General features: G+C 53.2%; 20 protein-coding genes, 7 tRNA genes and 1 pseudogene. 15 read left to right on the plus strand and 13 right to left on the minus strand.

The features are described from left to right. Nucleotides 1–27: 27 nt before the first annotated feature. From pxpA to seqA, 8 genes are all read right to left on the minus strand, one after another. A complete protein-coding gene (pxpA, locus tag COO59_RS04985) occupies nt 28–768 on the minus strand; it encodes a 5-oxoprolinase subunit PxpA (protein ID WP_103058738.1) in 741 nt (246 codons plus the stop codon). Then, entirely contained in the window at nt 758–1690 is a 933-nt protein-coding gene (pxpC, locus tag COO59_RS04990; RefSeq protein ID WP_103058739.1) for a 5-oxoprolinase subunit PxpC, read from the minus strand. Before pxpC ends, pxpA begins: the two co-directional genes overlap by 11 nt. After that, nucleotides 1684–2340, minus strand: coding sequence for a 5-oxoprolinase subunit PxpB (gene pxpB, locus COO59_RS04995; RefSeq protein ID WP_103058740.1), 657 nt, complete (start codon nt 2338–2340; stop codon nt 1684–1686). Before pxpB ends, pxpC begins: the two co-directional genes overlap by 7 nt. Nucleotides 2341–2517: 177 nt before the next feature. Further along, nucleotides 2518–3261 carry a type 2 GTP cyclohydrolase I gene (locus COO59_RS05000; protein WP_103058741.1) on the minus strand — a complete coding sequence of 248 codons (744 nt, stop codon included), beginning with the start codon at nt 3259–3261 and terminating at the stop codon, nt 2518–2520. A gap of 4 nt (nt 3262–3265) precedes the next feature. Next, nucleotides 3266–3409 carry a hypothetical protein gene (locus tag COO59_RS20900; protein ID WP_165786490.1) on the minus strand — a complete coding sequence of 48 codons (144 nt, stop codon included), beginning with the start codon at nt 3407–3409 and terminating at the stop codon, nt 3266–3268. A gap of 232 nt (nt 3410–3641) precedes the next feature. Further along, nucleotides 3642–3842: a YbfA family protein gene (locus COO59_RS05005; protein WP_103059014.1), complete on the minus strand. Its 201-nt coding sequence runs from the start codon at nt 3840–3842 to the stop codon at nt 3642–3644. Between the two features lie 312 nt (nt 3843–4154). After that, nucleotides 4155–5795, minus strand: a complete 1641-nt coding sequence (gene pgm / locus COO59_RS05010) for a phosphoglucomutase (alpha-D-glucose-1,6-bisphosphate-dependent) (RefSeq protein WP_103058742.1) — start codon at nt 5793–5795, stop codon at nt 4155–4157. 24 nt (nt 5796–5819) lie between these two features. Continuing rightward, entirely contained in the window at nt 5820–6371 is a 552-nt protein-coding gene (gene seqA, locus COO59_RS05015) for a replication initiation negative regulator SeqA (RefSeq protein WP_103058743.1), read from the minus strand. 256 nt (nt 6372–6627) lie between these two features. Between seqA and ybfF the strand changes: the two genes are divergently transcribed. The 4 genes from ybfF (at nt 6628) to fur (ending at nt 9300) form a co-directional block, all read left to right on the plus strand. Next, on the plus strand, nt 6628–7392 hold the full coding sequence (gene ybfF / locus COO59_RS05020; RefSeq protein ID WP_103058744.1) for an esterase: 765 nt from the start codon (nt 6628–6630) through the stop codon (nt 7390–7392). Between the two features lie 157 nt (nt 7393–7549). After that, nucleotides 7550–7825, plus strand: a complete 276-nt coding sequence (gene ybfE, locus COO59_RS05025; RefSeq protein ID WP_103059015.1) for a LexA regulated protein — start codon at nt 7550–7552, stop codon at nt 7823–7825. A 139-nt stretch (nt 7826–7964) separates the two neighbouring features. Next, nucleotides 7965–8495: a flavodoxin FldA gene (fldA, locus tag COO59_RS05030; protein ID WP_085067601.1), complete on the plus strand. Its 531-nt coding sequence runs from the start codon at nt 7965–7967 to the stop codon at nt 8493–8495. Nucleotides 8496–8856: 361 nt separating this feature from the next. Then, the gene (gene fur, locus COO59_RS05035; RefSeq protein WP_103058745.1) at nt 8857–9300 is read left to right on the plus strand and encodes a ferric iron uptake transcriptional regulator; all 444 of its coding nucleotides are present in this window, start codon (nt 8857–8859) and stop codon (nt 9298–9300) included. An 82-nt stretch (nt 9301–9382) separates the two neighbouring features. Here fur and chiP read toward each other — a convergent pair whose 3' ends face one another. The 4 genes and pseudogenes from chiP to nagE form a co-directional block, all read right to left on the minus strand. Further along, nucleotides 9383–10786 (minus strand): chitoporin ChiP, encoded by a 1404-nt coding sequence (chiP, locus tag COO59_RS05040; RefSeq protein ID WP_103058746.1) that lies wholly within the window; start codon nt 10784–10786, stop codon nt 9383–9385. A gap of 372 nt (nt 10787–11158) precedes the next feature. Further along, nucleotides 11159–12410, minus strand: a pseudogene (mtr, locus tag COO59_RS05045) (tryptophan permease). A gap of 264 nt (nt 12411–12674) precedes the next feature. Next, a complete protein-coding gene (gene glnS, locus COO59_RS05050) occupies nt 12675–14342 on the minus strand; it encodes a glutamine--tRNA ligase (protein ID WP_103058747.1) in 1668 nt (555 codons plus the stop codon). 154 nt (nt 14343–14496) lie between these two features. Beyond that, nucleotides 14497–16524 (minus strand): N-acetylglucosamine-specific PTS transporter subunit IIBC, encoded by a 2028-nt coding sequence (nagE, locus tag COO59_RS05055; protein ID WP_205960851.1) that lies wholly within the window; start codon nt 16522–16524, stop codon nt 14497–14499. A 340-nt stretch (nt 16525–16864) separates the two neighbouring features. Here nagE and nagB point away from each other — a divergent pair, with 340 nt between their 5' ends. The 11 genes from nagB (at nt 16865) to COO59_RS05110 (ending at nt 22942) form a co-directional block, all read left to right on the plus strand. Then, entirely contained in the window at nt 16865–17665 is an 801-nt protein-coding gene (gene nagB / locus COO59_RS05060; protein ID WP_103058749.1) for a glucosamine-6-phosphate deaminase, read from the plus strand. A gap of 67 nt (nt 17666–17732) precedes the next feature. Further along, nucleotides 17733–18881 carry an N-acetylglucosamine-6-phosphate deacetylase gene (gene nagA / locus COO59_RS05065; RefSeq protein WP_103058750.1) on the plus strand — a complete coding sequence of 383 codons (1149 nt, stop codon included), beginning with the start codon at nt 17733–17735 and terminating at the stop codon, nt 18879–18881. A 6-nt stretch (nt 18882–18887) separates the two neighbouring features. Beyond that, a complete protein-coding gene (gene nagC / locus COO59_RS05070) occupies nt 18888–20108 on the plus strand; it encodes a DNA-binding transcriptional regulator NagC (RefSeq protein WP_103058751.1) in 1221 nt (406 codons plus the stop codon). A gap of 291 nt (nt 20109–20399) precedes the next feature. After that, nucleotides 20400–22067, plus strand: a complete 1668-nt coding sequence (gene asnB / locus COO59_RS05075; protein ID WP_103058752.1) for an asparagine synthase B — start codon at nt 20400–20402, stop codon at nt 22065–22067. A gap of 219 nt (nt 22068–22286) precedes the next feature. Then, nucleotides 22287–22363, plus strand: a tRNA-Met gene (locus COO59_RS05080). Nucleotides 22364–22371: 8 nt separating this feature from the next. Further along, a tRNA-Leu gene (locus COO59_RS05085) sits at nt 22372–22456 on the plus strand. 21 nt (nt 22457–22477) lie between these two features. Then, nucleotides 22478–22552 (plus strand) — tRNA-Gln (locus COO59_RS05090). 35 nt (nt 22553–22587) lie between these two features. After that, nucleotides 22588–22662: transfer RNA gene (locus COO59_RS05095), tRNA-Gln, on the plus strand. 21 nt (nt 22663–22683) lie between these two features. Next, a tRNA-Met gene (locus COO59_RS05100) sits at nt 22684–22760 on the plus strand. A gap of 6 nt (nt 22761–22766) precedes the next feature. Further along, a tRNA-Gln gene (locus COO59_RS05105) sits at nt 22767–22841 on the plus strand. 26 nt (nt 22842–22867) lie between these two features. Continuing rightward, nucleotides 22868–22942 (plus strand) — tRNA-Gln (locus COO59_RS05110). An 86-nt stretch (nt 22943–23028) separates the two neighbouring features. On the opposite strand, the gene ubiF is transcribed toward COO59_RS05110, so the two are convergent. Continuing rightward, the gene (gene ubiF / locus COO59_RS05115; RefSeq protein ID WP_103058753.1) at nt 23029–24201 is read right to left on the minus strand and encodes a 3-demethoxyubiquinol 3-hydroxylase; all 1173 of its coding nucleotides are present in this window, start codon (nt 24199–24201) and stop codon (nt 23029–23031) included. Nucleotides 24202–24257: the final 56 nt, after the last annotated feature.

Consider the following 24257-nt stretch of genomic DNA (forward strand, 5'->3'; position numbering starts at 1 on the left):
AGCCCCGACGCGTGTCGGGGCAAAATGTCAGTCTTCGCTGCTAACTGAAATATGCTGCGCGGCAAATGCGGCGCGCAGGCGACGAGCGAAAGCCAACGCATGCGGGCCGTCACCGTGCAGACAAACGGTCTGTGCATGCAGCGATACCCACTCACCGGTGACGCTGGCGATTTTGCCCTGCTGCACCATGCTCAGCGTACGAGAAATGGCCTGCTCTTCTTCTTCAATCATCGCGCCCGGCTGATTGCGCGGCACCAGCGAGCCATCGGCCTGATAACCGCGATCGGCAAATACCTCTTCCCGGGTGCGCAATCCATGATGCTGCGCGGCCCGGATCGACTCGCTGCCCGCCAGTCCCACCAGCAGCAGGCTGGCATCCACCGATTTTACCGCCCTGGCAATCGCATCCGCCAGCAGCCCATCGCGCGCGGCCTGGTTATATAACATGCCGTGCGGTTTGACGTGCGTCAGCTTTCCCCCTTCGCTTTCAGCAAGGGTTTTCAGCGCGCCAATTTGATACAGCACCTGGGCATACACCGTTTCCGGCGGCAGCTGCATGGCGCTGCGGCCAAAATTTTCCCGATCGGGAAAAGAGGGATGCGCGCCAATCGCCACGCCAAACTCCAGCGCCCACCGTACCGACTGCAGCATGGTTTGCGCATCGCCCGCGTGAAAACCACAGGCGATATTGGCTGAACTGACTAATTGCAACAGTTCGCGATCGTGGCCGCAGCCTTCGCCTAAATCCGCGTTTAAATCAATTTTCATCTTCCAGCCCCCACGCCATACGCTCAATAACCCGCTGCTGCTGCTGCTTCGCCTGTAACGCCTCCTCCAGCGTACAGTGAATAAAATGGATCGGTTCGCCCAGACGGATTTGCGCCAGGTGATAAAGATCGGCTTCGATCACACAGGCAATGCGCGGATAGCCGCCGGTGGTTTGGGCATCGGCCATCAGCACAATCGGTTGGCCGTTATGAGGAACCTGAATAACGCCGGGCAGCAGGCCATGCGAAAGCAGTTCGCGGCTGACGTTGCGCGCCAGCGAGCGCCCCTGAAGGCGATAGCCCATACGGTTACTCTGCGGATCGAGCCGCCAGGAAACGCGCCAAAACGCTTCCTGCGACTCTTTACTGAATTCGTGATATTCCGGCCCCGGCAGCGCGCGCAGGCGATTGCCCCACAGCAGCTGCCGCACGCCGACGGTTTTGCTGAACTCACGCGTTGGCGCAACCAGCGGCAGCAGATCGCCATCCTGCAGACGCCGCCCCTGCCAGCCGCCGAATTCCGCCTTAATATCGGTACTGCAGGAGCCCAGCGTCGGCACAACATTAAAGCCGCCGTTAATCGCCAGATAGCTGCGCATGCCGCGTACCGGCATCGATAGCGTCAGGCGCTGGCCTTTTTTTACCGGTAGACGCCAGCCGGTCCAGACCGGACGGCCATCTAAATCGGCATTGCAGCCGGCCCCCGTTAGCGCAAACCAGCCATCGCGATCGAATTCCGCACAAAACTGGCCCAGCGTAATTTCCAGCACCGCCTGGGTCTGCGGATTCCCCACCAGCAGATTCGCGGTGCGCATTGCCGGTTCATCCAGCACGCCGCCGCTGCTGATGCCAAACTGACGCCAGCCGCTGCGGCCGCTGTCCTGTAGCGTGGTGTTCATTCCGGCACGGATAATTTTCAGCATACGCCCTCCTTCTGCGGTACAAAGCGTACCTTATCTCCCGGGCGCAGCAGCGTGGGCGGCTGATGCTGCGGATTAAACAACGATAGCGTGGTGCGACCTAACAGCTGCCAGCCGCCGGGCGACGCCAGAGGATAGATACCGGTCTGACTGCCGCCGATGCCCACCGATCCCGCCGGCACCAGCACGCGCGGTTCATCGCGGCGCGGCGCATGCAGGCGGCTGTCCAGCCCGCCCAGATAGGGAAAGCCTGGCTGAAAGCCGATGAAATAGACGACGTATTCGGCGGCGGAGTGCGCCTCAACGAGTTGCTGCGGCGTCATTTGACAGTGGCGCGCCACCTCGTCCAAATCGGGACCGGCTTCGCCGCCATACACCACCGGAATGGCGACATCGCGCGATTCGGGTAAAACGGCTTCGCTCTCTTCCCACCAGGTTTGCAGACGTTCAATGGCGTCCAGCGCCTGGTGCTGTGGGTCGCGCAGAATAACGGTGAGGTTATTCATTCCTGGGATCGCTTCCAGTACCTGCGGATAGCCGCGCAGGCGCTCTGTTAATCCCCAAATTCGCTGTTGGCTGAACAGCGAAACAGGCGGTTCCAGCTCAAGCACGACCGCGCGTTCCCCCAACAGGTAACAACGTGCCCTTTGCAAAACTTACCTCCTGTCATAACTAAACGATTCAAACTTATTCATTTTGAGCAGATAGTTATGCTGAGATGAAGCAAGCGTGTCAACCGCTTTACATAAGACGATGTCACGAAAATGACGACGGGCGCCGCCGCCGTCATTATCCGCAAGAGAAATGGTCAGGTGAAAATCAGGCGGGGATCAGGCTGGGTTATCAATATCAATAAAAGTGACATCCAGCTGATGATGCGTCGCCAGCCATTCGCCCAGCGCCCGAATACCGCCGCGTTCAGTAGCATGGTGACCGGCGGCAAAAAAGTGCAGCCCATTTTCTCTGGCGCTGTGAATCGTCTGTTCTGACACTTCGCCAGTAATAAACGCATCCACACCAAAGGCCGCGGCGCTGTCGATAAAGCCCTGCCCGCCGCCGCTGCACCAGGCGATACGGCGAATCTGCCGCGGCGCGTTATCGCCGCAGTGCAAAGGCTGACGTCCTGATACGCGGGTAATTCGCGCCGCCAGCTGCTCTCCGCTCAGGCTTTCATCCAGTTCGCCCCACGGCACCAGCGGCTGCACCTCGCCCTGCACGCTAATGCCCAGCGCCTGCGCCAGCTGCGCGTTATTTCCTAATTGTGGATGCGCGTCCAGCGGCAGATGCCAGCCATAGAGATTAATATCGTTTGCCAGCAGGGTTCGCAGGCGACGGCGCTTCATGCCTTTAATCACCGGCGCTTCGTTTTTCCAGAAGTAGCCGTGATGCACCATTACCGCATCCGCCTGTAAACGCACCGCCTCATCCAACAGAGCCTGACAGGCCGTTACGCCGGTCACGATTTTTTTCACCTCATCGCGTCCTTCAACCTGCAAACCGTTAGGCGCATAATCGCTAAAGGCCGCGCTGTTCAGCTGTTGGTTAACGATTCGCTCCAGTTCAAAATTATTCATTCATTTACTCCGGCATCACATTGGACGCGTTGCGCGCCGCTTCAAAAATAGCTAAGGTTTTTTTTCTTGCCGTCTTATGTTCCACCATCGACGAGGGATAATCGAGCCGCTGATTATTTTTCTTTGCCCAGCCGTTTATGTCTGCCATCAAAATGCACGCTGTCATCCAATAAACAGGCGCAGTTTCCTGCCGGGATTTTCTCGCCCATCGTTATACAGCATAAGTATTTATGTATAAGTTTAAACGTGGCCGAAGCGTCTGTCTGACACACCGAAAAACCAGTAACACGCTGGTATAACGCAAAAAAATCCCGCCGAAGGGGCGGGATATTAATAAGCGGTTATCGTCAGCGCTGAAGCGGGCACCAAAAAAAGCGGGCCTAATAGATGTCTGCGCCTGCGGCTTCAGCCTGCGCCAGCCAAACGGGTTTGCTGCTGGTTTTGCTCCAGACGCGGTGCAGATAGCTATAAAAACGCGCACGATCGCTGCGGAACAGCATAACCGGCAGCGCCAGCAGGCCGATGACGACCACGGCCGTGCGACGCAGGATAATTTTATGCAAGGGATAACTGGAATAGATCACCTGGGCCTCCCGGAAGATTAAATAACAACCGAATAGTTTATTAGTTAATCATCATATGCCGCATTATGTAATTTTACTACTCATCCGACCACTAAATTGACGAAAAAAAGCGCAGGCGCAGGTTTTTATGTAATCAAGTTACATTTATGTAAATGACAGGTAATCAATTTATACCAGGCTAGCCGGATTTCCCTGCAAGGCGCATCTGCTTACCGAAACCGGTATCGGCTATCGCTTTCTGCCGTCACAGCGCCGCGCGGCCATAAAAAAAGGCGCTGGATCTCAGCGCCTTTCTCGTATCGATTAGCCTCAGGCGTTTTTCAGCACTGCGCTCACAATCTCTACGGCTTCTTTTTCGATTTTTTCGCGATGTTCCGCGCCGAGGAAGCTTTCACAATAAATTTTGTAAGCATCTTCCGTACCGGACGGGCGAGCGGCAAACCAGCCGTTTTCCGTCATGACTTTCAGACCGCCAATCGAAGCGCCATTGCCAGGCGCGCTGGTCAAACGAGCCGTGATCGGATCGCCTGCCAGCGTAGCCGCGCTTACCATTTCCGGCGACAGTTTCGACAGCGCCGCTTTTTGCGCGGAGGTTGCTGGTGCCTGTAAGCGGTTGTAGCTTGGCGCGCCGAAACGCTCCGCCAGTTCATCATAATGCTGCTGCGGGTTTTTGCCGGTTACCGCAGTGATTTCCGCCGCGAGCAGGCAGAGGATAATCCCGTCTTTATCGGTAGACCACGGCGTACCATCGAAGCGCAGGAAAGAAGCCCCGGCGCTTTCTTCGCCGCCAAAGCCAAAGCTGCCGTCAAACAGGCCATCAACAAACCACTTGAAGCCCACCGGCACTTCCACCAGTTTACGACCAATATCGTTAACCACGCGGTCAATCATGGCGCTGGAGACCAGGGTTTTACCCACGGCCACCTCTTTGCCCCACTGCGGACGATGCTGGAACAGGTAGTTAATCGCCACGGCCAGATAGTGGTTTGGATTCATCAGGCCCGTCGGCGTGACGATACCGTGACGGTCGTAGTCAGGGTCGTTGCCGAAAGCAAGATCGAATTTATCACGCAGCGCCAGCAGGCCGGCCATCGCGCATTCTGACGAACAGTCCATACGCACCACGCCATCTTTATCCAGATGCATAAAGCGGAACGTCTGATCGATAGCGTCGTTAACGATGGTTAAATCCAGCTGATAATGCTCGGCGATGCGTTTCCAGTATTCCATTCCGGAACCGCCCAGCGGATCAACGCCGATTTTCAGGCCCGCTTTTTTAATCGCGTCCATATCAACAACCTGCGCCAGCCCTTCGACATAAGGCTGGATCAGATCTTTTTCCTGAATATGGCCGCTGGCCCACGCCTGCTCCAGCGGCAGGCGTTTAACCGCTTGCAGATCGTCCTGAATCAGCTGATTCGCCCGATCTTCCACCACTTTGGTGACGTTAGTATCGGCCGGGCCGCCGTTAGGCGGATTATATTTAATGCCGCCATCTTCCGGCGGATTATGGGAGGGCGTAATAACAATGCCGTCGGCCTGAGCGCCGCCCGCTTTGTTATGTTCAAGAATTGCGTTGGAGATCGCCGGCGTCGGCGTATAGCCGTTATCCTGCTGCACAATGACATCAACGCCGTTGGCCGCTAACACTTCCAGCACGGAGATGATCGCGGGCTCTGACAGCGCGTGGGTATCTTTACCCACGTAGCAAGGGCCAGTAATCCCGTTCTTTTTACGTTCTTCAGCAATGGCTTGGGCGATAGCCAGAATATGCGTTTCATTGAAGCTCTGACGTGCGGCGCTGCCGCGATGCCCTGAGGTGCCAAATTTCACCGCGTGTTCCGCATTCCCTTTTTCTGGCTGCAGAACGTAATACTGGGATGTTAATTGTGCAACGTTAATCAAATCGCTCTGCTGGGCTGGCTGCCCGGCACGGGGGTGATTGGCCATTGGCGCTTCTCCCTGACGCTTCAGTTAAATGGTGCCGCAAACCTTATCTGACAGCTCCGGTGGGAACTGCATAGCCAGCATGATGTGCTCCACCATGCTGCATTTGCGGCCTGTGTTAGTGTTGGTGATCACCCAATACGGCGTGCCGGGAACATGCTTCGGCTTGGTATGGGTGCCATGCTGCAACAGTGTTTGTTCATCGCCGGCAAAGTAAACGCGGGTGCGTCCCTGCAGCGATGCAGTGGCCTCGGCAAACGCTTCGGGATCAAGACGATACAGCGTCGATAAAATCAACATAAAGCGATTTACCGCTTTATTCTGCTCGGCGTATTCATCAGAAAGTAGCAGCTCACGCACGGCTCGCACCCGATCTTGCGTGCGCGAGGTCGGCTTGCTGGCTTCATTTTCCTGACTCACGCTAACAGCAGATGCCGCAGCCGCAGCGGCAACCGGCGCACTCTGACCAGCGGTAAATTTCAACATCCGCCGTAAAATGTCGGAGGCGCTTTCACCGATATGCTGCGTGTGGCTGGCAATATAGCGATAGAGTTCTTCGTCGACTTCAATCGTTTTCATCTTTATCCGTACGGTAATTGCTTGTGGCAGAACCAGGCGCAGCGCGTAATAGCAAAGTTCAGCTGTACAATCTGTGCGCTGGTTCTAACATAAGGATTATAAAGTTAAATCCTGCGGGTCGGTAGCGACGTTGGCGCTTGCAGGCAAAAGTCAGAATATGCCGCAAAGCCACCCGGCAAACAACCACTGACTGACCGGCAGGAAGAATGAAAACCATGATAACCTATGCTTTCCTTTCAACTGTAAGATCTTTGCCATGAATTTAAATACTCGCCTGCAAACTGAACAGTCCGATCCAGACGCCCTTCCCATCCTGCTGATTCATGGCCTGTTCGGCAGCCTTGATAATTTAGGCGTACTGGCGCGCGGCTTAAAAGCGGATCGTCCGTTGATACAGGTAGATGTTCGTAATCATGGCCTTTCGCCGCGCAGTGATGAGATGTCTTATCGGGCAATGGCGCAGGATATGCTGGATACGCTTGATGCGCACGGCATCAATAAAGTGGCGGTCATCGGTCACTCAATGGGCGGAAAAATCGCCATGACCATGACGGCGCTGGCACCTGAACGTATCGAACAGCTGGTGCTGGTGGATATCGCCCCGGTTGATTATCGCACCCGGCGTCACGATGAGATTTTCGCCGCCGTAAAGGCGGTAACCGCCGCGAAAGTACAGCTGCGCAGTGAAGCGGCCAGCGTGATGCGCGAAATTATCTCTGAAGAGGGCGTGATTCAATTTCTGCTGAAATCTTTCCATGAAGGCGAGTGGCGTTTTAACGTCCCGGCGCTGTGGGACAACTACACGACGATCTCCGGCTGGGAAAATGTGCCCGCCTGGCACGGTCCGGCGCTGTTTATTCGCGGCGAGCTTTCCCCCTATCTTGATGATATTCATCGCAATGCATTGCTGGCGCAGTTTCCCGAGGCGCGTGCGCACGTAATTGCCGGCGCAGGACACTGGGTTCATGCTGAAAAACCTGATGCGGTGCTGCGGGCCGTACGGCGTTTTTTAGCGCTGTAAAAGCAACATGTTAACGGGCCAACAAAGATTGTTCTCGCTCTTTCGTCAGGGTATGATGGCGCGCTAAAATTTTGCCGCCGTTAAACATGGCGGTAAACCGGCCCAAAACGTCACCATGCGCGGCGCAAACGCGCAGCCCATTCAGTATCACGATTCTATGGCAAAAGAACACACGGACCGGACCACGCTCGATCTCTTCGCAGATGAACGTCGCCCGGGACGCCCGAAAACCAGTCCGCTGTCGCGTGATGAACAACTTCGTATCAACAAGCGCAACCAGTTGAAGCGTGACAAAGTGCGCGGGTTACGGCGCGTTGAACTGAAGATGAACAGTGAGGCCGTCGATGCGCTTAATGCGATGGCTGCCGAACGTGGCGTCAGCCGCAGCGAGCTGATCGAAGAGATGATCCTCGCCCAGTTGCAGGCGCGCTGAACGGCTGGAAGTAGCGCACTAAGAAACAAATGCAGCGGCTTTACGAGTTCCGCCTCCTGTCGGTCTCTGCTATTATTGCTGTAATCTGCATACAACGGGCAGTTATCATATTTTTAAGTTTCAAGAGGTTACTAAACTCATGGCAATCGTAGGTATTTTCTTTGGCAGCGATACCGGCAATACAGAAAATATTGCAAAGATGATCCAGAAACAGCTCGGTAGCGATGTTGCCGAAGTGCATGATATTGCCAAGAGCAGTAAAGAAGACTTGGAAGCTTTTGATATTCTGCTGTTAGGTATCCCGACCTGGTATTACGGCGAAGCGCAGTGCGACTGGGATGATTTTTTCCCGACGCTGGAAGAGATCGACTTCAACGGTAAGCTGGTGGCACTGTTTGGCTGCGGCGATCAGGAAGATTATGCTGAGTATTTCTGCGATGCGATGGGTACCATTCGTGATATTATCGAGCCGAACGGTGCGGTGATCGTGGGCCACTGGCCGACCGAAGGTTACCATTTTGAAGCGTCAAAAGGCCTGGCTGATGATAAACATTTCCTCGGCTTAGCTATTGATGAAGATCGTCAGCCCGAATTGACTAACGAACGCGTTGATAAATGGGTTAAACAGATTTACGCAGAACTGCACCTGCAGGAAATTCTGGAGGCCTGATTTAACGTATATTGTGCTGTAAATCACATTGCGTAACAGGTTTTTCCTATAGAAATGATAGATACGGGTTTGAAAATTTTATCATTGAATCGGTAGAATACCCGTATCGGTCACGCGCTTTCCTGCCGTCGTGCTGTAAAGCGGCAGGGTTAAGCGAAATGTAAACACAGCATCATATGGGCATGAACAACGCCGGACGTAGCGATCTTCTCTTTACTTCCACTTGCGATTTCACGCGCACCCTTACGGTTTTCATTTCGAAGCATCAGTTCTATAATGAGACGCTATTAGCTTAGCGTCGACCGATGTTCATGGCTGTTCAGCCACATTGTGACTAGCAAAGTAACAGGACAATATCCGCATGACTGACAATAACACCGCATTAAAGAAGGCCGGACTGAAGGTCACTCTTCCGCGACTAAAAATCCTGGAAGTGCTTCAGGGACCTGAGAGCCATCACGTCAGTGCGGAAGAGTTATACAAGCGTCTCATTGATATGGGCGAAGAGATCGGCCTGGCGACGGTGTATCGCGTCCTGAACCAGTTTGATGATGCCGGCATCGTTACGCGCCATAACTTTGAAGGCGGCAAATCCGTTTTCGAACTGACCCAGCAGCAGCACCACGATCATCTGATCTGCCTGGACTGCGGCAAGGTTATTGAATTTAGTGATGAATCTATTGAATCTCGCCAGCGTGATATCGCCACGCGTCACGGCATTAAACTGACCAACCACAGCCTTTATCTGTATGGTCATTGCGCGTCAGGCGACTGTCGCGAAGACGAAACATTACACGATAAATAATCAATTACGCTATGCAGTAACATGAAAACCGGTGCTTATGCACCGGTTTTTTTATCGCTTCGCGCTAAGGCCCCCGGCCGCTTTAAAAAATGGTGAACGGGGCGATAACGATAAATTTCAGGTCTTTTTCGTCCTGGAAGATATTGCCAAAGCCGCCGCCGCCGCTGGGAATATCGCTGTGATTTTCGTAACGGGTAAAGTGCAGCTTAAACATTGTATCTTTGGCCCTGCCCTGCTGGATGGTATAAAGCAGATCCAGATTCCAGGCGGATTCCCTGATGCGCTGTTGTTGATCCCACTGTGGATTACTGCTGGGTTTGGCGTCCCAGCCCCAAACCCAGGATGTCCCTGCCGTCCAGCCGGGCAGATTCCAGCCGCCTAAGTCATACATAACGCCGGCAAAGATCGCTTTCTCACCGTTGGCGTTCCAGTCAGAACGGGCATCCCACCAAATATCAAGACGCCCGTTGGAACTGGCATACGAAGGCGTCATGCGCTGCAGAAAATAGCCCTGATTGCCTTCCGCTTTGACCCAGGTTCCCTCCAGGCGGAAATCAAAAGGCCCCTGCTTATAGCCAAACGTCAGCGCCTGCAGCCAGGCTAAGCCATCATACACATCATTGCTGTTTGCAAAGCCGCCGCTTTCGCGATCGTGCGCCCCGTAAAATTGATAGCTGGTAAGCAAATCATTGCCGGCCAGCGGCATCGTCCATGAAGCCCTGGCAAAAAATTGATCCATATAATCTGCCGCCTGGCCCCATGAGGCTTCCAGGATTAACTGATTTTTAAAATCATAGCGGGCTCCAACAGCATGCAGCCAGGGGATACCGGTTTTGCCATCGGCCTTACGGAAATGATAAAAATTTTGATACCAGGGCGCTTTGTAGCGGTCGCTCCAGATATAGGAAATATCCAGCGCGCCCGCATCGCTCAGGTCTTTATGCATCCCGAATTCTACAGCGCGATAGGTGCCGGGTAAAAAGCTCCAGTGCGGCGTCAGCAGCGTTTGCCCCTGCGGCTGCAAATAGCCCGCACGCAGCCAATAATCTTCCATTTTCATTTTTAACGCCGCTTTATACAGACTGGCGCCGCTGCGATCGCCGCCCCACTCTTCATCCCAGGCATTATTCGCTTTACTGAAGCCAATTTCATTCGGCGCTGCCGGGCCGCTATTGCTTACTTCCAGCGCGCCGAATAACGCCACATCCAGCCCAATAAAACCTGCCGCATAGCCAGAGCTAAAGTCGAGACTGCTGTTAACGGTGGAATGATGTAAATTAGCCTGATATTGCCCATACTTTTCGCTTTCGGGATCCATTTCTTTGCGATCGCGCTGACGCTGCCAGTAATAAACGGCGCCCGTAAGCGAGGCATCTTCTAAGAATCCGGTGGCATGAGCAGGTGGAAGGATAATAAGGCCTGACAACGCAGTTATAATGGAAACTGACCAGCCGATAGCCTTACGCTTCCCTGTTAAGGCGCGCATGATTAATTCCTCTTTGACGGAAAATGAAAAAACGTAGCGAATAACGGCGGTTAAAAAAGAAGTGCCGCTGCGGAAACAAGAATATTTTTCGCAGCGCGAATTATCAATGAGCGGGAGAGGTTAATGTATTAAATTATGACCGCGCCCGCATAAAAGGCGGTGAGCTTTAACAAACAGATAAACTTTTTCCCGACAGAAGATCATTAATTGCAGACTATTACTTCGCGCTAAAATAAAGGAATTTCAATGCGGTTAATTAGCCTGAAAAACTCCTTCAATTAAACAATTAGCTTTATAGTAATTAACGCGAAAAATATACACCGAAGAAGGGCTTATTCTCAGGACGGCAAATTAATCGTCCTGAGAATAAATTTAGCGGGCGTAAACCGGGAGTAAATCAGCGTAGCTCAGCAGAGAAACAATAATATTCAGAGCGGCAAACAACAGCACCAGTAGCACCGGCAGGTTGCCTCCTTTTAAGCGCCAGCCCTGAGACTGCGAAAAAACGTTGCCTGGCCCGCCAGACCAGCAGTGCCGGCGTGATAACCGCCCAAACGGTAGCAGCCAGCCCGGCATAGCCAATCGCCATCAGAAAGCCATTCGGCCAGATTAACGCAGCGGAAAGCGGGACGACAAAAGTAACCAGCGTGGTTTTTAACCGTCCTGTCGCGCTGTTATCTATCTTTAGCAGATCGGCCAGATAATCAAATAATCCCAGCGTAACGCCAAGGAATGAACTGGCAACGGCGAAAGTCGAAAAAATAGTGAGCAGGATGCTAAGCGAGACGTTTTTTAGCAAATTGCCCAGGGCGTCAACCAGCGCATCAATATTGCCTCCGCGTTGGGCAATTGCAATAAAGTCCGTGCGGGGAATGTTGCCCATGGTGCCAACAATCCAGACCAGATAAATTATTAGCGCCGCTACGGTACCCAGCAATAAGCAGCGCGCCACTTTTTTACCATCGCCCCGGTAATAGCCGATCAGCCCGGAAATATTGCCGTGATAGCCAAAGGAGGCCAGGCAAAAGGGAATAACCATCCAGCCATAGCGCAGATAATGGCTTTCCGTTCCGCCCGCATCAAATAATAGCTCTGCCCTGACGTGCCCCAGCAGACCGCCAAATAGCAGGAAGAAAGTGATCACTTTCGCGCCCAGAAAAATTAGCGTAACGCGACTGACTGCGGCGGTTCCCAGCCAGACAAACAGCGCCACCAGCAGCGTAAAGCCCAGCCCCGCCGCTCTGGCAGAGACCGGCAGCGCCAGGGCAGCAAAAGTATGTTGCAAAATGGCGCTGCTGGCTGAGATATAGGCATACGTCAAAATGCCCAGCACAAAGAGAATGGACGCACCGTTAAGCAGATTCCAGCGCTGGCCCAGCAGATCGCGCGTCAGCGTGTCGAAGCCCGCCCCGCCAGGATAATGCAGGCTGGTCTCAAGAAACATCAGCCCGGAAAGCAGCATGCACAGCCAGGTAAATAATAAAATAGCTGACGACCAGCTAAACCAGGCGCCGGACATGACTACCGGCAGGGAAAACATACCGGCGCCGACTACCGTACCGGTAACAATCAGCGTGCCCCATAATATTGAGGGAAGCTTGCTGGCGGAAACCGCTGTTTCCATAACGTATCCTTAGAATGATATTTGTTTATTTAATGTTCAGCTGGCGCTCTGTCTGGTAAAGAGGCCGTTAAGGCAGAGATTCTACCTGATAGTGAACTCATGAACTAGTACATATCAGCAGAACAGAAGAGATAAGATCCGGTGGCAGGATAAGAAGACGTGGTCACTTTCCATAAGCGCAATGTTTTCTCTTTCTGTCCGCAGACGAAAGGTTTAGCAATAAAAAAGGCGGCTCAGGGAGCCGCCTTTTGTCATAACGATGCCTTATTCGCCGCTTTTAACCCAGGTGTCACGCAGGCCAACGGTACGGTTAAATACCAGATGCTGCGGGCTGGAGTAAACGCTGTCGGCACAAAAATAGCCTTCACGTTCAAACTGGTAGGGTGAAGTGACTTCCGCCTGCTTCAGGCCCGGCTCTACAAAGCCATGCTTAATTATCAGCGACTCCGGGTTAATGGTGGCGAGGAAATCTTCCGCCGCTCCCGGATTCGGTACGCTAAACAGGCGATCGTAAAGACGGAACTCGGCCGGAGCCGCATGCTCTGCCGATACCCAGTGGATAACACCTTTCACTTTACGGCCGTCCGCCGGATCTTTGCTCAGCGTATCAATGTCGCAGGTGCAAAAAATACAGGTAATATTGCCCGCTTCATCTTTCGCGATACGCTCGGCACGGATAACGTAGGCGTTACGCAGACGCACTTCTTTACCCAGCACCAGACGTTTGTATTGCTTATTCGCTTCTTCGCGGAAATCAGCGCGATCGATCCAGATTTCACGGCTAAACGGCACCGGGCGCGTCCCCATCTCCGGCTTGTTCGGATGATTGGGCATGCCGATCGTCTCTTCATGACCGGCAGGCAGGTTCTCAATCACCACTTTTAAGGGATCGAGCACGGCCATCGCGCGCGGCGCATTCTCGTTCAGATCGTCACGAATGCAGGATTCCAGCGCCGCCATTTCCACGATGTTCTCCTGCCTGGTCACGCCAATACGGCGGCAGAAATCGCGAATAGAAGCTGCGGTATAACCACGACGACGCAGACCAGAAACGGTAAGCATGCGCGGATCGTCCCAGCCTTCCACCACTTTCTCGGTCACCAGCAGGTTCAGCTTACGCTTGGACATAATGGCGTATTCAAGATTCAGGCGGGAAAACTCGTACTGACGCGGATGTACCGGGATCGTGATGTTATCCAGCACCCAATCATACAGACGGCGGTTATCCTGGAACTCCAGCGTACAAAGCGAATGGGTGATCCCTTCCAGCGCATCGGAAATGCAGTGGGTGAAATCATACATCGGGTAGATGCACCACTTGTTACCGGTCTGATGATGCTCGGCGAATTTCACGCGGTACAGCACCGGATCGCGCATAACGATAAAGTTAGAAGCCATATCGATTTTAGCGCGCAGGCAGGCGGCACCCTCCGCAAATTCACCGTTGCGCATTTTCTCAAACAGCGCCAGGTTTTCTTCCACGCTACGATCGCGGTACGGGCTGTTTTTACCCGGCGACGTCAGCGTGCCGCGATATTCACGGATCTGCTCTGGCGACAGCTCATCGACATAGGCCAGACCTTTGTTGATCAGCTCAATAGCATAGTGATGAAGCTGGTCAAAATAGTTAGAGGAGTAACGGATTTCACCACTCCACTGGAAACCCAGCCACTGCACGTCACGCTTGATCGACTCGACATACTCAATATCTTCTTTTGCCGGGTTGGTATCGTCAAAACGCAGATTGCATTCGCCCTGATAATCTTGCGCGATGCCAAAGTTCAGGCAGATCGATTTTGCGTGACCAATATGCAAATAGCCATTTGGCTCCGGTGGAAAACGGGTATGCACACTGCTGTGCTTGCCGCTCGCCAAATCTTCGTCGATGATCTGACGAATAAAATTAGTTGGGCGGGCTTCAGCCTCACTCATCACTGTATCCTCAATACGAAATGTCTGGTCGTTATAACCATGAAATAACGGATATGATCCACAAAGCGTGCAAGGGAAACAACCGTTTGTTAGCGCTGAGACAGAAAAAAGGCAGGAATCGCTTCCTGCCTGAAGTGGTTTAACGCAAAGGGCGTTATTTCTGAATTTCGTACAGTTTACTTTCGCCAGCAACCACCGTTCCCGTTGCCAGCAATTTCAGCCCGGCAAAGTCGTCGATATTGCTTACTACCACCGGGCTAATCATAGAGCGGGCGTTGGCATTCAGGAAATCAAGATCCATTTCCAGTACCGGCTGACCTGCGTTAACGGTCGCGCCCTCTTCCACCAGCCGCGTAAAGCCTTTACCCGCTAACGCGACGGTATCCAGCCCCATATGCACCACGATTTCCACGCCGTTTGCCGTTTCCAGGCAGAACGCATGATTGGTGTTAAAGATTTTCACCAGCGTCCCGGCAATCGGCGCGACTACCGTTTTACCGGTAGGTTTGATGGCTAAACCATCGCCAACCGCTTTGCTGGCGAAAGCTTCATCAGGCACCTGATCAATCGGCACGATTTCACCGCTTACCGGCGCCAGCAGCGTGGCAATAGTTTGCTGAGCGGTTGCCGGGGTCGCTTTCGCCGCGGGCGCAGCGGCAATGGTCGGCGCTACGTTAGCGGATGCGGCTACCGGCCCTTTTGCCAGCACGTTTTTCATCGCCGAAGCGATCAATTCCGCCTGGGTACCCACAATAATTTGTACACTCTGCTTATTCAGACGGATCACGCCGGATGCGCCCAAACGCTTCGCCAGATTTTCATTCAGCGCAGCGCTGTCTTTAACATTCAGACGCAGACGAGTAATACAGGCATCAATGTGGGTCAGGTTGTCCGAGCCGCCTACCGCACTGATATAGCGACGCGCCAGCGATTCCGTTTCCGTTTCGCCCTGCACGCCGTGTTCTACATTAACGTCATAGCCATCACTTTCATCACCGGAAACCGCCAGTTCACGACCTGGGGTCAACAGATTGAATTTTTTGATGGTAAAGCGGAACACCAGATAATAAATAACGAAGAATACCAGACCCTGCGGGATCAACATATACCACTGCGTTGCCAGCGGGTTACGCGACTGCAGCACCATATCTACCAGTCCGGCACTGAAGCCAAAGCCGGAAATCCAGTGCATACTCGCGGCGATAAAGACTGAAATGCCGGTCAGCACCGCATGGATAACGTAAAGCACCGGGGCCACAAACATAAACGAGAATTCCAGCGGCTCGGTAATACCGGTAAAGAAAGCCGCGAACGCCGCCGCGATCATGATGCCGCCCACTTTGGCGCGATTTTCCGGAAGTGCGCACTGATAAATCGCCAGCGCGGCGCCCGGCAGACCAAACATCATAATCGGGAAAAAGCCCGCCTGATACTGGCCGGTTACGCCTACAATCCCTTTGCCGCTGGCAATGGACTGCGCGCCGCCGAGGAAGTTAGGAATATCGTTAATGCCCGCCACGTCGAACCAGAAGACCGAGTTCAGCGCATGATGCAGACCAACCGGAATCAGCAGGCGGTTGAAGAAGGCATAAACCCCGGCACCCACGGAGCCCAGCTTCTGAATATGTTCGCCAAAGTTGACCAGCGCGTTGAAAATAAGCGGCCAGACATACATCAGGATAAACGCGATCAGAATCATCAGGAAGGAGACCAGGATAGGCACCAGCCGGCGACCGCTGAAGAAGGAGAGCGCTTTCGGCAGTTCAACGTGGCTGAAGCGGTTATAAACTTCAGCGGAGAGGATGCCCACCAGGATACCCACAAACTGGTTATCAATTTTGCCGAACGCAGCCGGCACCTGATCCAGCGGTATTTTCTGAATCATCGCCACCGCTGCCGGTGAACAGAGCGTGGTCACGACCAGAAAGCCCACAAAGCCTGAAAGCGCCGCGGCACCGTCTTTATCCTTCGACATACCATAAGCAATACCGACGGCGAACAGCGCAGACATATGTTCGATAATGGCGCCGCCCGATTTAATCAGCAGCGCGGCCAACGCGTTACCCGCTCCCCAACTATCGGGATCGAGCCAATAACCGACGCCCATTAAAATTGCGGCGGCGGGTAGCGTAGCGACAGGCACCATTAGCGCCCGGCCTACCTTTTGTAAATAGCTAAGAATATTCACTCTTTCCCCCTGTGAGAGTCAAAAAAGGCGTCTGAAGCTGTTACTTTTATTATCACATACTCCAAATAACCTAACGAAAGTACAGCATGCGCTGCAGTGTAAAAAGAATTTAATTCGCTTCGCAAATTAAAACCGCTCTGTATGTGACAGTTGTCACCATAAACTTCTTTCCAGGCCGCATAATGCTGGTTATCTTTTTGTACTTATTTTATGATTAAAAATATCAGGACGGCGATCTTTTTGCGGTAAATGCTAATAGATCGAAATACGCTTAGATGATGCGGTTTATCCGTCCATAACCGGTTTGAATACTACTACTTAAACGAGGTCAAACATGAGACTAATTCCGCTGGCAAATGCTTCTCAGGTAGGCAAATGGGCCGCACGTCATATCGTAAATCGTATTAACGCGTTTAAACCCACCCGTGAACGTCCTTTTATCCTGGGTCTGCCTACCGGCGGCACGCCGCTGGAAGCCTATAAGCATTTAATTGCAATGCATAAAGCGGGCCAGGTTAGCTTCCAGCATGTCGTCACCTTTAATATGGATGAATATGTCGGTTTGCCGAAAGAACATCCTGAAAGCTACCACAGCTTTATGTATCGTAATTTTTTCGATCACGTTGATATTCCGCGAGAAAACATCAATCTTCTTAATGGAAATGCTGCGGATATTGACGCAGAATGTCGTCAGTATGAAGAAAAAATTCGCGCCTATGGAAAAATCCACCTGTTTATGGGCGGCGTAGGCAATGATGGTCATATCGCCTTTAACGAACCGGCTTCTTCGCTGGCATCCCGCACCCGTATTAAAACGCTGACGCATGATACCCGCGTAGCTAACTCACGCTTTTTTGATGGCGATGTGGATCAGGTACCGAAATATGCCTTAACGGTGGGCGTTGGCACGCTGTTGGATGCCGAAGAAGTGATGATTCTGGTGACCGGCAACGTGAAGGCGCAGGCGCTACAGGCAGCGGTAGAAGGCAACGTTAACCATATGTGGACCATTAGCTGTCTGCAGCTTCATCCTAAAGCCGTAGTGGTTTGCGATGAGCCAGCCACCATGGAACTGAAGGTAAAAACGGTCAAATATTTCCGCGAAATGGAAGCGGAAAATATGCAGGATTTATAACCACTGGATTTAACCCACTGTCCGGTCAACGTACCGGACAGATGCCGCCTTGAGTCGGGAGAATATTATGTATGCTTTAGTAAATGGCCGCCTGTTTACCGGCCATGAGATCCTGGATAATCACGCTGTTATTATCAATAACGGCCTGATTGAACGTGTCTGTCCTCACGATGAGCTTCCGGCTGAATGTGAACAGCGCGACGTGAGTGGCGCAATCGTTGCTCCCGGCTTTATTGACGTTCAGCTGAATGGCTGCGGCGGCGTCCAGTTTAATGATGATATTGATGCGCTTAGCCTGGAAACCCTGGCTATTATGCAAAAAACAAATGAAAAGTCAGGCTGCACCAGCTTTCTCCCGACCCTGATTACCAGCAGCGATGAGCTGATGGTGCGGGCAGTCGAGGTGATGCGCAGCTGGCTGGAACATCATCCGCATCAGGCGCTTGGTCTGCACCTTGAAGGCCCGTGGTTGAATGTGGCGAAAAAAGGCACCCACCGTTCAGAATTGATTCGTAAACCCGATCCGGCGGTAATCAAATTCCTGTGCGATAACGCCGAGGTGATTACCAAAATTACCCTTGCGCCTGAAATGGCGGGCCCGCAGGTGATTCGTCAGCTGTGCGATGCCGGCATTGTCGTTTCCGCCGGGCACTCTCACGCAACCTATGATGAAGCGCGTAGCGGTTTCGCCGCCGGCATCAGCTTTGCCACCCATTTATATAACGCCATGCCGACCACTACCGGACGCGAACCCGGTTTAATCGGCGCGCTGCTTGATACGCCAGAGGTTTACTGCGGCATTATTGCCGATGGCCTGCACGTTCACTACGCTAACGTGCGCAATGCGAAACGTATCAAAGGCGATAAGCTGGTTCTGGTGACTGACGCCACCGCGCCAGCTGGTGCGACCATTGATCGGTTCATTTTTGCCGGTAAAACAATATACTATCGGAACGGGCTGTGCGTTGACGAAAATGAGACGCTCAGTGGATCGGCGCTAACCATGATCGAGGCAGTGCAAAACTGCGTTGAACACGTCGGCATTTCACTGGACGAAACGTTGCGTATGGCGACGCTTTATCCAGCCCGCGCAATGGGCGTGGATAAACAGTTAGGCTCGATTGAAGCTGGAAAAGTAGCAAACCTGACCGTTTTTACGCGCGATTATCATATTATCAAGACTATCGTTAACGGTAACGAAGTCTTCAGCGAGTAATCATTGATGACCACTGGCGGCCAGGCACAAATAGGCAATGTCGATCTCGTAAAGCAGTTAAATAGCGCAGCGGTTTATCGCCTTATCGATCAGTTGGGGCCGATTTCTCGTATTCAGATTGCGGAACATAGCCAGCTTGCGCCAGCCAGCGTCACAAAAATTACCCGTCAGCTTATTGAGCGCGGCCTGATTAAAGAAGTCGATCAGCAGGCCTCTACCGGCGGTCGCCGCGCCATTTCCATCGTTACCGAAACCCGTGGCTTTCATACCATCGGCGTCCGTCTTGGGCGTAACGACGCCACGCTAACGCTCTACGACCTGAGCGGTAAATCTTTGGCGGAGGAGCATTATCCGCTGCCGGAGCGCACCCAGGAAACGCTGGAACATGCGCTTTTTAACGCCATCGAGCACTTTAATGGGGTTCATCAGCGTAAGCTGCGGGAGCTGATCGCTATCTCGATCATTTTGCCCGGCCTGGTCGATCCGAATAACGGCATCATTCGCTATATGCCTCATATCACGGTCAATAACTGGCCGCTGGTGGCCAACCTTAAACAGCGTTTTAACGTCACCAGCTTTGTCGGTCATGACATTCGCAGCCTGGCGCTGGCGGAACACTATTTTGGTGCAAGCCGTGACTGCGCGGATTCTATTTTGGTGCGCTTACATCGTGGCACCGGGGCTGGCATTATCACTAACGGCCATATTTTCCTCGGCAGCAACGGCAACGTAGGGGAAATTGGTCATATTCAGGTGGATCCGCTGGGCGAACGCTGCCACTGCGGCAACTTTGGCTGTCTGGAAACCATTGCCGCCAATAGCGCGCTTGAAAATCGGGTACGCCGTCTGCAGCAGCAGGGTTATCCCAGCACGCTGTCGCCGGATGATTGCTCGATTCAGGCCATTTGCAAAGCGGCTAATCGCGGTGATGCGCTGGCTACGGAAGTGATTGAGCATGCCGGGCGTTATCTGGGTAAAGCGATTGCGATTGTGATTAATCTGTTTAATCCGCAGAAAATCGTGCTGGCAGGCGAAATTACCGAAGCGGAAAAGGTGCTGTTCCCGGCGATTGAAAGCTGTATTAATGCGCAAGCGTTAAAGGAGTTTCGTAAAAATCTGCCGGTGGTGCGCTCAGAGTTGGATCATCGCTCCGCCATCGGCGCTTTTGCGCTGGCAAAACGCGCCATGCTAAATGGCAGCCTGCTCCAGCATCTTCTGGAAGAATAACGGTTAACGCCAGCCATTCACGGCTGGTTTTTTTTGCGCCTCGTTCAGATGAGGTTATTTTTTACTCAACTTTCTGCATTTTTTGCCGATACTGCAATTATCTGCTCATTTAATTAGATGAAATCTAATATCAAGCGCATGGCAACAACCTTTTTATCAAGAAAAAGGGAAATCGCTTGCATTACATGCACCAAATAGAGCATTTTCTTATACATCACGCAACGACAGGCGTTGCTAATTCAATATCACTTAATGAAAACATCACCATTTAGGTGAGATCAGGAGTCGGTTATGTGTTCAATCTTCGGTGTACTCGATTTGAAAAGCGACGCTGCGGAACTGCGTAAAAAAGCGTTAGAACTTTCACGCCTTATGCGCCATCGTGGCCCGGACTGGTCCGGCGTCTATGCTGATGAGCATGCCATTCTGGCCCATGAACGTTTGTCGATTGTTGACGTTAACAACGGCGCGCAGCCTCTGTACAACGCAGCACATACTCACGTTCTGGCCGTCAACGGCGAAATTTATAACCACCAGGCGCTGCGTGCGGAGCTAAGCGATCGCTATGCGTTCCAGACCGGCTCTGACTGTGAAGTGATTCTGGCGCTGTATCAGGAAAAAGGCGTTGATTTTCTCGATGATCTGCAGGGCATGTTCGCCTTCATCCTGTACGATAGCGAAAAGAAAAGCTGGCTGATTGGCCGCGATCATATCGGCATTATTCCGCTGTATATGGGCAACGATGAACATGGCAACCTGTTTGTTGCTTCAGAAATGAAAGCGCTGGTGCCGGTATGCCGCACCATTAAAGAATTCCCGCCGGGAAGCTACCTTTCCAGCACCGACGGCGAAATCCGTCGTTACTATCAGCGTGACTGGATGGAATATGACAGCGTCGCCGATAACACCACCGACGCGACCGCGCTGAAAAATGCGCTGGAAGAATCGGTTAAAAGCCATCTGATGTCCGACGTGCCGTATGGCGTCCTGCTCTCTGGCGGGCTGGATTCCTCAATTATCTCAGCGGTAACGAAACGCTTTGCTGCGAAGCGCGTGGAAGATCAGGATAAGAGCGATGCCTGGTGGCCACAGCTGCACTCTTTCGCGATCGGCCTTGAAGGCTCACCCGATCTGAAAGCGGCAAAGGCTGTCGCCGATCACCTGGGTACGGTGCATCATGAAATTCACTTTACCGTACAGGAAGGGCTGGATGCGATTCGCGATGTGATTTATCACATTGAAACTTATGACGTCACCACTATCCGCGCGTCAACGCCGATGTATTTGATGTCGCGTAAGATTAAAGCGATGGGCATTAAAATGGTGCTGTCCGGTGAAGGCGCCGATGAGGTGTTTGGCGGCTACCTCTATTTCCACAAGGCGCCGAACGCTAAAGAGTTCCATGAAGAAAACGTCCGTAAGCTGTTGGCGCTGCATATGTATGACTGCGCGCGCGCCAACAAGGCGATGTCCGCCTGGGGCGTGGAAGCGCGAGTGCCCTTCCTCGATAAAAAATTCCTCGACGTGGCAATGCGCATCAACCCACAGGATAAAATGTGCGGCAGCAACGGCAAGATGGAAAAGCATATTCTGCGTGAATGCTTCTCCTCTTACCTGCCGGAAAGCGTGGCCTGGCGTCAGAAAGAGCAGTTCTCTGACGGCGTAGGCTACAGCTGGATTGATACGCTAAAAGAGGTGGCCGCACAGCAGGTGAGCGATCAGCAGCTGCAGACCGCACGCTATCGCTTCCCGTACAACACGCCAGCGTCAAAAGAAGCTTATCTCTACCGCGAGATCTTTGAAGAGCTGTTCCCGCTGCCGAGCGCGGCTGAATGCGTCCCTGGCGGTCCGTCAGTGGCCTGCTCTTCCGCAAAAGCCATTGAGTGGGATGAGGCGTTTAAAAGCATGGACGATCCGTCTGGTCGCGCTGTTGGCGTACACCAGTCCGCCTATAAATAATCAACCTGATATCACTGGTAAAAACGGGCCCGCGCGGCCCGTTTTTTATTGCCTCTGGCGGTGTTACGATCGAAAATTGTCGTTTTTATCATCATGCTGGTTACAAGCCAGTCAAACGATGCGCGAATGGCAAAAAACGACAAAAAACTTGTTGACGCTATTGAGTGCAATACGCATAATGCGCCCCGCAACGCCGATGAAGGTAGCGCGAAAAAAGATGGCTACGTAGCTCAGCTGGTTAGAGCACAGCACTCATAATGCTGGGGTCACAGGTTCGATTCCCGTCGTAGCCACCATCTTTTTTGCGGGAGTGGCGAAATTGGTAGACGCACCAGATTTAGGTTCTGGCGCCGCAAGGTGTGCGAGTTCAAGTCTCGCCTCCCGCACCATTTCAATCATCGGCTAGCGGATGGGGTATCGCCAAGCGGTAAGGCACCGGTTTTTGATACCGGCATTCCCTGGTTCGAATCCAGGTACCCCAGCCATATTTCTGATGTAAAACTGATGCATGATCGGATCTTGGGATATCGCCAAGCGGTAAGGCACCGGTTTTTGATACCGGCATTCCCTGGTTCGAATCCAGGTATCCCAGCCACATCAGAAAGCAATAAAATTTGGCTACGTAGCTCAGCTGGTTAGAGCACAGCACTCATAATGCTGGGGTCACAGGTTCGATTCCCGTCGTAGCCACCATTTTATTGGGGTATCGCCAAGCGGTAAGGCACCGGATTCTGATTCCGGCATTCCGAGGTTCGAATCCTCGTACCCCAGCCAAATACAAACTGTTTATCCCAATTTATTGGGGTGTCGCCAAGCGGTAAGGCACCGGATTCTGATTCCGGCATTCCGGGGTTCGAATCCCTGCACCCCAGCCAAACAGTGTAAAAAAGCCCGCTTCTGCGGGCTTTTTTGCGTCTGTGCGTCAGGCTTTTTATCGGGCGGCTCCTTCCGCCCGTCTCGTTTACAGCCCCAGCGCGTAACGCAGCGCCTGACGCTTCAGAACGCCGGCATGCTCTGCCGCCATCAGCCCTACATTGCGCAGCACGCGCAGCGGCGGCAGACGGTTGCTGAACGCGAAATAAAACAGATCCATACCGCTCTGCATCAGCAGATTATCTTTTTGCCGCTGGCGTTGATAACGCAGCAGTACCCGTTCTGAAGACCACTCCTCCGCCTGATTGCGCGCCGTGGTTAAAACCTCAATCAGCGCGTCAACGTCGCGGTAGCCCAGATTAACGCCCTGCCCGGCCAGCGGATTGATGGTGTGCGCCGCATCGCCCACCAACGCCAGCCCCGGTAAAACATAACGGCTGGCGTGACGACGCACTAACGGGAAGGAGGCGGCCTGCTGTACGCGAAAACGTCCCAGCCGCGCCGGGAAACAGCGCTCTACCTCTTTTTGCAGCTGTTCTGGCGTCAGCGCCTGCAGCTGGCGAATACGGGCCGGGTTGTCATACCAGACCAGCGATGCCCAGCGATCGAACAGCGGCAGCAGCGCATGGGGGCCATCCGGCGTAAAATGTTGCCAGGTGGTATCGCCCGCCGCATGCTCCAGCTCCACGCTTATCAGCATACAGGACTGACTGTAGTTCCAGCCCTGAATGCCGATGCCGGTGAGCTGGCGCACCTGAGAGTTCGCCCCATCGGCACCAATCACCAGCCGGGTCGTTAGCGTCTGACCATCCTCCAGCGCCAGCTGCCAGCCGCCATTATGCTGCTGCAGCGCATTTAATTTTGCCGGCGCGAACAGCGTAACCGGCTGCTGCTGCAAACGCTGCCACAGCGCCAGCTGCAGCACAGAATTCTCCACCATGTAACCCAGCTCCGGCAGCCCAAGGCTTTCGGCATCAAACTGTACGCGCGCCGTCTGCCATTCCCAGGTCTCCAGCTTACGATAGGGCGCGCAGCGCATTTGCTGAACGCCCGGCCAAACCTCCAGCTGTTTGAGTAAGTCCACCGAGGCGCAGCCGATGGCGGAAATGCGAATATCCGGCGGCGCATCAGGATTGTAAGCCGGCGGAACGTCCCGCTCCAGCACGGCAACCTGAAAGCCCTGCTGCGTCAGCCCGCTTGCCAGCGCCGCGCCAACCATACCTCCGCCAACCACCACGACATCGAATTGCGTTTGATGCATAAATTTATCCTTTTGTGCCCTGCCGTCTCGCTGCGACAGGTCCGCGAGCCCGTTAC

This window comes from Mixta theicola (assembly GCF_002895925.1).
GTDB classification, from domain to species: Bacteria; Pseudomonadota; Gammaproteobacteria; order Enterobacterales; family Enterobacteriaceae; genus Mixta; species Mixta theicola.